The organism is Blastococcus sp. SYSU DS0533 (assembly GCF_054050775.1).
Genome location: NZ_JBJGZZ010000026.1, coordinates 18,013 through 29,052, shown reverse-complemented (window position 1 = coordinate 29,052; position 11,040 = coordinate 18,013). Strand labels below are relative to the sequence as shown.

10 protein-coding genes are annotated in these 11,040 nt (G+C 75.2%); 7 read left to right on the top strand and 3 right to left on the bottom strand.

Annotated elements, in window-relative coordinates:
- Positions 1 to 97 precede the first annotated feature (97 nt).
- Positions 98 to 1,051, bottom strand: coding sequence for a hypothetical protein (locus ACI79W_RS19895; RefSeq protein ID WP_456563810.1), 954 nt, complete (start codon positions 1,049 to 1,051; stop codon positions 98 to 100).
- Positions 1,052 to 1,322: 271 nt separating this feature from the next.
- On the opposite strand from ACI79W_RS19895, the gene dxr reads away from it, so the two are divergent.
- The 5 genes from dxr (at position 1,323) to ACI79W_RS19870 (ending at position 7,997) form a co-directional block, all read left to right on the top strand.
- Positions 1,323 to 2,519, top strand: a complete 1,197-nt coding sequence (gene dxr / locus ACI79W_RS19890) for a 1-deoxy-D-xylulose-5-phosphate reductoisomerase (protein WP_456563809.1) — start codon at positions 1,323 to 1,325, stop codon at positions 2,517 to 2,519.
- A 1-nt stretch (position 2,520) separates the two neighbouring features.
- On the top strand, positions 2,521 to 3,891 hold the full coding sequence (locus ACI79W_RS19885; RefSeq protein WP_456563812.1) for a M50 family metallopeptidase: 1,371 nt from the start codon (positions 2,521 to 2,523) through the stop codon (positions 3,889 to 3,891).
- A 123-nt stretch (positions 3,892 to 4,014) separates the two neighbouring features.
- Entirely contained in the window at positions 4,015 to 5,175 is a 1,161-nt protein-coding gene (gene ispG, locus ACI79W_RS19880) for a flavodoxin-dependent (E)-4-hydroxy-3-methylbut-2-enyl-diphosphate synthase (protein WP_456563808.1), read from the top strand.
- A gap of 3 nt (positions 5,176 to 5,178) precedes the next feature.
- Positions 5,179 to 6,030, top strand: coding sequence for a GNAT family N-acetyltransferase (locus ACI79W_RS19875; RefSeq protein WP_456563807.1), 852 nt, complete (start codon positions 5,179 to 5,181; stop codon positions 6,028 to 6,030).
- A gap of 77 nt (positions 6,031 to 6,107) precedes the next feature.
- The gene (locus ACI79W_RS19870; protein WP_456563806.1) at positions 6,108 to 7,997 is read left to right on the top strand and encodes a penicillin-binding transpeptidase domain-containing protein; all 1,890 of its coding nucleotides are present in this window, start codon (positions 6,108 to 6,110) and stop codon (positions 7,995 to 7,997) included.
- A gap of 10 nt (positions 7,998 to 8,007) precedes the next feature.
- Here the strand turns inward: ACI79W_RS19870 and ACI79W_RS19865 are convergent, their stop codons facing one another.
- Positions 8,008 to 8,469 carry a ferritin-like domain-containing protein gene (locus ACI79W_RS19865; protein ID WP_456563805.1) on the bottom strand — a complete coding sequence of 154 codons (462 nt, stop codon included), beginning with the start codon at positions 8,467 to 8,469 and terminating at the stop codon, positions 8,008 to 8,010.
- Between the two features lie 12 nt (positions 8,470 to 8,481).
- A complete protein-coding gene (locus tag ACI79W_RS19860) occupies positions 8,482 to 8,970 on the bottom strand; it encodes a hypothetical protein (protein ID WP_456563804.1) in 489 nt (162 codons plus the stop codon).
- A gap of 281 nt (positions 8,971 to 9,251) precedes the next feature.
- Between ACI79W_RS19860 and rimP the strand changes: the two genes are divergently transcribed.
- Together rimP and nusA are read left to right on the top strand one after the other, a co-directional pair.
- Entirely contained in the window at positions 9,252 to 9,896 is a 645-nt protein-coding gene (gene rimP / locus ACI79W_RS19855; RefSeq protein ID WP_456563803.1) for a ribosome maturation factor RimP, read from the top strand.
- Positions 9,893 to 11,038, top strand: a complete 1,146-nt coding sequence (gene nusA, locus ACI79W_RS19850; RefSeq protein ID WP_456563802.1) for a transcription termination factor NusA — start codon at positions 9,893 to 9,895, stop codon at positions 11,036 to 11,038. The genes rimP and nusA overlap by 4 nt, the downstream gene beginning before the upstream one ends.
- The last annotated feature ends 2 nt before the right edge of the window (positions 11,039 to 11,040 follow it).

The following is an 11,040-nucleotide window of genomic DNA, read 5'->3' as shown; positions in this document are numbered from 1 at the left end:
AGCAGCGGCCGCCCACGCCGGGTGGGCGGCCTGGAACCCCCCGGACCCCGGCCAGGGCAGCCCTGGCCGGCGTCCGGCGCGTGCGAGGAGGTCATGCTCAGGCCTGCGAGGCCCCCGAGCGGCGGCGGGAGACCACCAGGGCGCCGCCACCGGCGGCGAGCAGGCCGGCGCCGAGCGCGAGCGGCAGGCCGATGCTGGCACCGGTGTAGGCCAGGTCGCCGGTGCTGCTGCTGGCGGCGGCCACCTGCAGGGACTCCTGGAAGTAGGTGCCCTGGTCGCCCACGTAGACGAGGGTGTGGGCGCCCTCGGCGGTGCCCGCCGGGAGCGTGAACCGCGCGGTGACGACGCCTTCGGCGTCCGCGTCGAAGGTGCCGATCACCGTGGGGGTCGAGTGCATGGTCAGCGTGACCCTCTCGAAGGGCTTGAAGCCCTTGTAGACCTTCACGACCTCCTTGCCCAGGACGGCGGCCTCCGTGGTGGCACCCGTGGTCTGGGCAGCGACACCGGGGGTGTTGGCCGACTCGCCGCGGATGGCGCTGGGAGCCGGGGCGTCGCTCTCCGGGGACTTGGGGGCCTCGGGGGCAGGGGTGTCCTCCGGAGCGTCCGGCGTCGGGGTGGTGGTGCCCGGGGCCGTGACGGTGACGGCGAGGGCCGGGTACGCCACGGGAAGACCGGTGTAGGTGGTGGCGCAGGCCGCGTAGACCTCATGGGCACCGGCCGGGGTGCCGGCCGGGAAGACGACCTCGGCCGTCCAGTCGCCCGCGTCGCTGGGGTCGGCCAGGACGATGACCGCCTCGGGGTCCTCGGGCTCGGCCATGTCGGTGACGACCAGCACGCCCGCCTCGTAGTCCGGGTAGTCCAGGTCGGCCTCGGCGACGCAACCGGAGCCCGAGACGGTGAACGCCTGGCCGGCGACCACGCTGGCCGGGCCGGTCGGGGCGGTGGTGAGACCGGCGGCCAGGGCGCTCGGCGCGAAGGCCACGCCGAGGGAGACGGTGGCGACGGCGAGGCCCGTGGTGGCGGCGGCGCGCGTGGTGGTGCGGTGCGACATGGAGAGCTCCGTTGGTCAGGGCCCGGACTCCCGAGCCGTCGCGTGAGCATCGGCACGGGGTGGGGTCAGATGTAGTCGATCGACGACGACACGCCGTCCAGATCGCTCGGGCTCGTCGATCCCCGCCAGTCGTGCGAGTCGCGATGTCCCGCCCGCATCCGAATCTGTTCGAGATCGGTCGGACGAATGGCGAGTTGTGTGCTTGCCGGAGGTCGGGCGGTGGCGCCTGCGCGGGCGCGGCCGTCGGCGAGACGCTTGGCAGGATGCCCGCATGAGCGAGCCGCGCGAGGTCACCGTCCTGGGATCCACCGGGTCCATCGGCCGGCAGGCGCTGGCGGTCGCCGCCCAGAACCCCGGGCGTCTGCGCATCACCGGCCTGGCCGCCGGGGGTGGCGACGTCGCCCTGCTGGCGGAGCAGGCGCTGGCCCTCCGCGTGCGCACGGTCGCCGTCGCGCGCGCCACCGCCGCGCAGGACCTGCAGCTGGCCTTCTACGCCGCGGCCCAGCAACGCGGCTGGGCCAAGGGGGAGTTCGCGCTGCCCGAGATCCTGGCCGGCCCGCGGTCCGCCGAGGAGCTGGCCGCCCGCCCGGCCGACGTCGTCCTCAACGGGATCACCGGATCGATCGGGCTGGGGCCGACGCTGTCGGCGCTGCGGGCCGGGCGCACCGTCGCGCTGGCCAACAAGGAGTCGCTGGTCGCCGGCGGCGATCTGGTGCTCGCCGCCGCGGCACCGGGCCAGCTGGTGCCGGTGGACTCCGAGCACTCCGCCCTCGCCCAGTGCCTGCGCGGCGGTTCCCGGGACGAGGTCGCCCGGCTGGTGCTGACGGCCAGCGGGGGGCCGTTCCGCGGGCGCACCGCCGCCGAGCTGGCGGAGGTGACCGTCGAGCAGGCGCTGGCCCACCCGACCTGGGCCATGGGCCCCGTCGTCACCATCAACTCGGCCACGCTGGTGAACAAGGGCCTCGAGCTCATCGAGGCCCACCTGCTGTTCGGCGTCCCGTACGCCGACATCGACGTCGTCGTGCACCCGCAGTCGATCGTGCACTCGATGGTCACCTTCGCCGACGGCGCGACGATCGCCCAGGCCAGCCCGCCGGACATGCGGTTGCCGATCGCCCTGGGCCTCGCCTGGCCCGAGCGGCTGCCGGACGTGCAGCCCGCGCTGGACTGGTCGACCGCGAGCACCTGGGAGTTCCTGCCGCTCGACGACGAGGCGTTCCCGGCCGTACGGCTCGCCCGCGCCGCCGGCGAGGCGGGTGGCGCGGTGCCCGCCATGTACAACGCCGCGAACGAGGAGGCGGTGGCCGCGTTCACGGCGGGTCGGCTGTCGTTCCCAGGGATCGTCCAGCTCGTCGCGCGTACCCTCGACGCCGCGCCGGACCTCGGCGCCCCCACCTGCGTCGAGGACGTGCTGGCGGCGGAGAAGTGGGCCCGGGAGCACGCCCGGGGGGTCATCGCCGGAGGCTGAGCTGAGCGGATTCCTGCTGACGGTCCTGGGGATCGTCCTCTTCGCCCTCGGCCTCATGTTCTCCATCGCCTTCCACGAGGCGGGGCACTTCTGGTGGGCGCGGAAGTTCGGCATGCGCGTACCGCAGTTCATGGTGGGCTTCGGGCCGACCGTCTTCTCCCGGCGCCGCGGCGAGACCGAGTACGGCATCAAGGCCGTCCCGCTCGGCGGCTACATCCGCATCGTCGGCATGATCCCGCCGGCCGAGGAGAACGAGAGCAAGCGCGCCACGCGCATGCGCAGCTTCATCGCCGAGGTGCGCGGGCAGGCGCTCAACGACGTCCTGCCCAGCGACGGCGACCGCGTGTTCTACAAGAAGCCCTGGTGGCAGCGGGTCATCGTCATGTTCGCGGGGCCGTTCCACAACCTCGTGCTCGCCGTCGTCTTCTTCGCGGTGGTGCTGATGGGCTTCGGCATCCCGGAGATCACCACGACGATCCGCGAGGTGCCCGAGTGCGTCCTGCCCGCGGGTGCCGCCAGCGCCGGCGCGGAGGACCCCTGCTCGGTCCCCATCACTCCCGAGGGGGAGTTGTGCGAGGCGGGTGCCGCGGGCTGCGCGCTGCCGGCGCGCAGTCCCGCTGCCCGGGCCGGGCTGCAGCCCGGCGACACGGTGCTGGCGCTCGACGGCGAGCCGGTGCCGCAGGAGACCGACGTGGGCTGGCAGCAGGTGCAGGACGCGATCCGCGCCAGCGCCGACGAGCCGGTCGTGTTCACCGTCGAGCGCGAGGGGGAGCGGGTCGACCTCACCGTCACCCCGATCGAGAACGTGGTCTACGCCGACGAGGAGGGCGAGGCCACGCAGGTCGTCGGTTTCGTCGGCATCAGTCCGCTCCAGCGCGAGGTGCGCCAGTCGGTGACCGAGGTCCCCGGTCACTTCGGGGACATCCTGGTGCGGTCGGTGGACCGGCTGGTGGAGATCCCCGAACGGATCCCGCAGCTGTTCCGGGCCACGTTCCTCGGCGAGGAGCGCGACCCGCTCGGCCCGATCGGCGTGGTCGGCGTCAGCCGCATCTCCGGGGAGGTCTTCGCCCTCGAGCAGCTCACCCCGGTGCAGAAGATCGGCTACTTCGTCCAGCTCCTGGCCGGGCTGAACCTGGTGCTGTTCCTGTTCAACCTGCTCCCGATCTACCCCCTCGACGGCGGTCACGTCGCCGGCGCGCTGTACGAGAAGGCGCGCGCGACGGTCGCCCGGCTGCGCGGGCGGCCCGATCCCGGGCCGTTCGACATCGCGCGGCTCATGCCGGTGGCCTACGCCGTCGCCGGGCTCTTCCTCGGGCTGTCGCTGCTGCTCCTCATCGCCGACGTCGTCAACCCGGTCACGCTGGCCGGCTGAGGGGGCGCCGTCCTCCCCGTCGGGCCGGCCGGCGGCGGGGCTCCGGACCGGGCGGGGCCCGGAGCGGACGCAGCTCACAGCGGCTCCACCGGCGCCGACGCCCCGGCGGGGGATACTGGGCCCATGGCGATCCCCGTCGGCCTCGGCATGCCCGCTGCTCCTCCGCCCGTGCTGGCCCCGCGCCGCAAGACCCGGCAGCTGGACGTCGGCGGCGTCGGCGTCGGCAGCGACTTCCCCGTCAGCGTCCAGTCGATGACGACGACCAAGACCGCCGACATCAACGCCACGCTCCAGCAGATCGCCGAGCTCACCGCCTCGGGCTGCCAGATCGTGCGGGTGGCGGTGCCCGACACCGACGACGCCGAGGCGCTGCCGATCATCGCCAAGAAGTCGCAGATCCCGGTGATCGCCGACATCCACTTCCAGCCGCGGTACGTGTTCGCCGCGATCGACGCCGGTTGCGCGGCCGTCCGCGTGAATCCCGGCAACATCAAGAAGTTCGACGACAAGGTCGGCGAGATCGCGAGGGCGGCCAAGGGCGCCGGCATCCCGATCCGCATCGGCGTCAACGCCGGCTCGCTGGACAAGCGGCTTCTCGCCAAGTACGGCAGGGCGACGCCGGAGGCGCTGGTCGAGTCGGCGCTGTGGGAGTGCTCCCTGTTCGAGGAGCACGACTTCCGCGACATCAAGATCTCGGTCAAGCACAACGACCCGGTGGTCATGGTGCGGGCCTACGAGCTGCTCGCCGCGCAGTGCGACTACCCGCTGCACCTCGGGGTCACCGAGGCCGGCCCCGCGTTCCAGGGCACCATCAAGTCCGCCGTCGCCTTCGGCGCCCTGCTCAGCAAGGGCATCGGCGACACCATCCGCGTCTCCCTCTCGGCCCCGCCGGCCGAGGAGGTCAAGGTCGGCAACCAGATCCTGGAGTCGCTAAACCTCAAGCAGCGCGGCCTGGAGATCGTCAGCTGCCCGTCGTGCGGGCGCGCCCAGGTCGACGTCTACAGGCTCGCCAACGAGGTCACTGCCGGTCTGGAGGGCATGGAGGTGCCGCTGCGCGTCGCCGTCATGGGGTGCGTGGTCAACGGGCCGGGGGAGGCCCGCGAGGCCGACCTGGGCGTCGCCTCGGGCAACGGCAAGGGGCAGATCTTCGTCAAGGGCGAGGTGATCAAGACCGTGCCCGAGTCCCAGATCGTCGAGACGCTGATCGAGGAGGCCATGCGGATCGCCGGTGAGCAGGTCGCCGCCGGCGAGCCCTCCGGGCCGCCGGTCGTCACCGTCAGCTGACCCGTGCTCCGTACGCCTGCCGCCCGCGTCCTGGACGAGGCCGACGAGCCGGCCGTGCACCGGCTGCTGGCCACGGACCCGGTCGCGGCGTGCGTGATCGCCGGCCGGGTGGAGGCGGCGGGCACCGCCGCGCTCACCCTGGGGGCACCGCTCTGGGGCATCGGCAGCGGTCGCGAGCTCGACGCCATCTGCCTCGCCGGCGCGAACCTGATCCCGTTCGCCCTGCCCGGCAGCGAGCGCGCCGCCGCCGTCGCCTTCGCCGAACGGGCCCGCCGGGCCGGGCGCCGCTGCTCCACCATCGTGGGCCCCTCCGCCGCCGTGGCGCCGCTGTGGGACCTGCTGGCCCCGGCCTGGGGCCCGGCCCGCGACCACCGGCCCCGGCAGCCGCTGCTGGCGATCGACGGGCCGCCCGCCGTCGCCCCCGAGCCGCGGGTCCGGCCCGTGCGCACCGACGAGCTCGACGTCCTGCTCCCGGCCGCCGTGGCGATGTTCACCGAGGAGGTGGGCGTCAGCCCGCTCCGGGTCGACGGCGGCGCGGGGTACCGCGCACGGGTCGACGAGCTGGTCCGGGCCGGTCAGTCGCTGGCCTGGATCGAGGACGGGCGCGTGCTGTTCAAGGCGGAGATCGGCGCGGTCTGCCGGGCGGCCTGCCAGGTCCAGGGCGTGTGGGTGGCGCCGTCGCTGCGCGGGCGGGGGATCGGCACCGCGTGCACCGCGGCGGTCGTCGAGTACGCCCGCGCGGTGATCGCCCCCGTCGTGAGCCTGTACGTCAACGACTACAACACGCGGGCCCGCGCCTCCTACCGCCGGGTGGGTTTCCGCGAGGTCGGCGAGTACGCCAGCGTCCTGTTCTGACGGCCCCGTCCGGAGGCTCCCGCCGAGCGCAGCGAGCCGCGAGGGGGGCGGGGCCCTACATCTGAGAACCTGTGCCGGTGCGCAACCGCCCCACCTCGGCCCTGGTGATCCCGATCCTGCTGGCCGCGCCCGTGCTGGCCGGGTGCTCGGGCAGCGAGGACGACGTGCGGGCGGCCGCGGAGGCCTTCCTCGACGACTGGTCGGCCGGTGACCTCGCCGCCGCGGCCGGCGCGACCACCGACCCCGCCGCCGCGACCGCGCTGCTCGAGCAGACGGCCGGCGACCTGCCCGGGGCGGAGCTGGCCGCGGAGGTCGGCGAGGTGGCCGTCGAGGACGACGTCGCCACCGTCGGCTGGACCGCGACGTGGGACCTGGAGGCCGCGCCCGAGTGGACCTACCAGGGCACCTTGCGCCTGCGCGAGGGGGACGAGGCGTGGGAGGTGGTCGCCGAGCCGGACCTCGTCCACCCGGAGCTGGGGGAGGGGCAGCGCCTGGTGCTGGACCGGCAGCTGCCGGAGCGGGCGCCGATCACCGACGCCTCCGGCGCCCCGCTGTTCACCCCGACCGAGGTCGTCCGGGTCGGTGTCGACCCCGCCCAGGTCACCGACCTGCCGGCGCTGGCGGCGGCGCTGTCGGCCGCGACGGGGATCGCCGCCGAGGAGATCGTCGCCGACGTCCAGGCCGCACCCGAGGGGCAGTTCGTGCCGGTCATCGACCTCCGCCGGCCGCAGTTCGAGCAGATCCGCGCCCAGGTGTTCGACCTGCCCGGTGCCGTATTCCCGACCGACACCCGGCTGCTCGCCCCCTCGCCCCGGTTCGCCGTCGCGCTCCTCGGCCGGGTCGGCCCGGCGACGGCGGAGCTCCTGGAGGAGACGGCGGTCGACGGGAAGGCGCGCTATGCCACCGGTGACCAGCTCGGGCTCTCCGGCCTGCAGCGCGCCTACCAGGAGCAGCTGAGCGGGACCGCGGGCTTCACCGTCACGGTGGCCAGCACGGACGAGTCGACCGGAGACGCCGGCCGCGAGATCGCCGCGGTGCCCCCCGTCGCCGGCGAGCCGGTGCAGACCCCGCTGGTGCCCGCGATCCAGACCGCCGCCGAGGCCGCCGTCGCCACCCAGCCGCTGGCCACCCACCTCGTCGTCGTGCGCCCCGGGTCGGGGGAGATCCTGGCCGTCGCCTCCAACGAGGCGGCCAACCCGGCCAACGCGCTCACCGGGCAGTTCCCGCCCGGGTCGAGCATGAAGACCGTGACCGCGACCGCGCTGCTGGGCGACGGCGGCCTCACCCCGCAGACGCCGGTGCCCTGCCCGGCGACGACGGTCGTCGAGGGGCGCGAGTTCGAGAACCAGGACCAGTTCGACCTCGGCACCGTCCCCTTCACCGAGGCGTTCGCGGAGTCCTGCAACACCACGTTCATCCAGCAGGCCCTCGAGCTCCCGGACGAGGCCCTCGCCGACGCGGCGGCGGCCTACGGCGTCGGTACCGACTGGGAGCTGCCCGTCGACGTCTTCGGGGGCAGCGTGCCGCGCGACAGCACCGGGACGACCAAGGCGGCGAACGCGATCGGGCAGGGCGAGGTCTTGATGAGCCCCGCCCAGCTGGCGCTGGTCACCGCCGGCATCGCCGGGGGCACCCCGGTCGCGCCGGTGGAGGTCCTGGGGGCCGAGGCGGCGGGGCCGGTGCCGGCCGGACCGGCGGCCGGGGTCCTCGACGCCCTGCGGCCGATGATGCGGCAGGTCGTCCTGTCGGGCACCGCCGAGGCGCTGGCCGACCGGGGCGAGGTCTACGGGAAGACGGGAACCGCCGAGTTCGGCACGGCCAGCCCGCCCGAGTCGCACGGCTGGTTCACGGGTTACCAGCTGGGCGGCCCCCAGGGCGACATCGCGTTCGCGACCCTCGTGGAGGCGGGGCAGTCCAGCAGCGCCGCCGTCGCCGTCACCGACGCGTTCCTCGGCAACCTGGGCTGACGCCCCGCGGTCACGTCGCGGGGAGTCCCGGCAGGGCGCTCGTGACCGGCGTGCGTCCCGCGGCTTCCCGCCAGCCCACGGCCCGCACCTCGGCGGGGCCCAGCACCTCCACCGCCAGCGCCCGCGTGGTCCGCTCCGCCGCCTGGTCCATGACCCGCACCCAGGCGGCGGTGACGCCCTCCTCCAGGACGACGGCGAGGGCGGCGGCGTCCACCGGCGAGAGCACCGGGAAGGGCAGCGCGTAGCCGGCCTCGGGGAGCACCGGCTCGGCGCCGCGCCCGTCGAGCAGCGTGATCAGCCGGTCACGGACACCGCGGTGGCCGGCCTCGGCGGCTGCGGCGGCGGCGCGCCCCTCCGCGCCGAGCGCCGCACCGACCGCGCCGTACCCCCACACGGCGGCGTGCTCGGCGGCCAGCGCGGTGTTCAGGGCGGCGTCCTCGGCGGAGGTGCCGGTCGTCTCGTCGTCAGCCATGGCAGTCCTCCGTCACGCCAGTCGCGCCTCGTGGCCGCGTAGGCCCGCGGCGATGGACCCCAGGAGGGCCGCCCGGGCGCCGGTCTGCCCCAGGGCGGCGGCGGCGTGGGAGGTCGCCGCGGCGGCGACCTGCGCGCGCAGCCAGGCCTGGCCTGCCCCGGGCGGGGGCGCGTCCGCCGGGGGAGCAGCCGACGGGCTGCTGCCGGAAGCGGCCGCGCGCAGCCGGTCGAGCTGCTCGCCCGCCTGGTCGGCGAGGGCGCCCGCCGCCGCGGCGAGCGCGGGGTCGGCCTGGAAGGCGGTCTCGTAGGCCTCGACCAGGGCCTCCTGGACGGCGACCTGCGCGGCCAGCTCGTCGGCCTGCGCGCTGGTCACGGTGTCGCGCTCCTCCACGGGCGGGGAAGAGGTGCACCCGGCGGCCGCGGCGGCGAGACCGGCGGCGCAGGCCACCAGCAGGGTCCGGCGGGTGAACGTCCGCCGGCCGGGACGGGGGGTGGGAGACATCACCCCCATCCTCGCAGCCGGTGGCGCCGGCAGCCGGTCGTCCGCGCGGGCGGGCGTGCCGCGTCGCCGTGACGTCTGCCGCATGCCGGCTCCCGGGTGGGGGACGGCGCGCGCTCCGCCGGGTCCGGCCGCCACCCCGCGCCGGGCCGGGGCGCCGGGACGGGCGGTAGCCTGAGCACTTCCCCTCGACACCGGGCCCGGCCAGCGACCCAGGTCCGCGGCGCCGGGCCGCAGAACTGCGCGCACGGCACCGTGCCGCCGACCAGCCTGAGGAGGCCAGCGTGTCCGCCTCTCGCGGAACCCAGCGGAGCGACCCCGCCACCGAGCGGCTCACCGGCTGGATCCGGCCGGTCGTCACCGATGCGGGGTACGACCTGGAGGAGCTCGTCGTCACCCCCGCCGGCCGGCGCAGCGTCGTGCGCGTGGTCGTCGACCGCGACGCGGGGATCACCCTGGATGACATCGCCGAGGTCAGCCGTGCGGTGTCCGACGTGCTGGACCGCAACGACGACGGCATGGGCCGGACGCCGTACGTGCTCGAGGTGACCAGCCCGGGGGTCGACCGGCCGCTCACCGAGCCGCGCCACTGGCGCCGGAACACCGGGCGGTTGGTCGTGGTGGCCGCGGGCCCCGCCGGGGCCACCGAGCAGCTCACCGGGCGGATCACCGCGGTCGACGAGGAGGGCGTGACCCTGGCCGTCGAGGCGAAGGGCAAGCCGGGCGCGAAGAAGCGCCCCCCGCAGCCGCGCCGGGTGCCCTGGGCCGAGCTCGGGGCCGGGCGGGTGCAGGTGGAGTTCGGCCGGGCCGACGACCTCGACGGGAGCACGGACGACACCGCGGACGACGACGCCGCGGAGCACGACGCCGCCGAGCACGACGACCTGGACCAGGCCGCGCTCGCGGACGACGACGGAGGAGACAAGTGAACATCGACGTCACCGCGCTCAAGGCGGTGGAGCGGGAGAAGGGCATCCCGGTCGACACGGTCATCGAGGCGCTCGAGACCGCCCTGGTCACCGCCTACCGGCACGCCGACGGCGCGGCCAAGCACGTGCGGGTGCACGTCGACCGCAAGAGCGGCGAGGTGGCGGTGCTCGCGCAGGAGATCGGCCCCGACGGGGAGGTCGTGCGCGAGTGGGACGACACCCCCTCGGACTTCGGCCGGATCGCCGCCAGCACCGCCAAGCAGGTCATCGTCCAGCGGCTGCGCGACGCCGAGCACGAGCAGACCTTCGGCGAGTACGCCGGCAAGGAAGGCGACATCGTCAGCGGCATCGTCCAGGCCGACCAGCGCCGCAACGCCAGCGGCATCGTGATGATCGACATCGGCAAGGTGGAGGCGGTGCTGCCCTCCGCCGAGCAGGTGCCGGGTGAGTCCTACCCCCACGGCAGCCGGATCAAGGCCTACGTCGTGACGGTGTCCCGCACCTACCGCGGGCCGCAGGTCACGGTGTCGCGCACCCACCCCAACCTGGTGCGCAAGCTGTTCGCGCTCGAGGTGCCCGAGATCGCCGACGGCAGCGTCGAGATCGTCGCGGTCGCCCGCGAAGCGGGGCACCGGTCCAAGATCGCGGTCCGCACCTCGGTGCCGGGGTTGAACGCGAAGGGGGCCTGCATCGGCCCGATGGGCCAGCGGGTGCGCAACGTCATGAGCGAGCTGCACGGCGAGAAGATCGACATCGTGGACTGGTCGGAGGACCCGGCGTCGTTCGTCGCCTCCGCGCTCAGCCCGGCCCGGGTGTCCAGCGCCCAGCTGGTCGACCCGCAGGCCAAGGCGGTCCGCGTGGTGGTCCCCGACTACCAGCTGTCGCTGGCGATCGGCAAGGAGGGGCAGAACGCCCGCCTGGCCGCGCGGCTGACCGGCTGCCGGATCGACATCCGCAGCGACGCCCAGGAGGACGCCACGAGCCCCTCACCGGGAGTGGGCCGCCCGCCGCTGCGCTCGGGTCTCCCGCCGCACCCGGGCGGGGCGCGCGGCGGTGCCCCGGGGGCCCGGTCGCAGGGCGCCGCGGGCGGTTCGCGATCGGCTCCCCGCCGCGCGGAACAACGGGGACCGGCCACGCGCTAGAG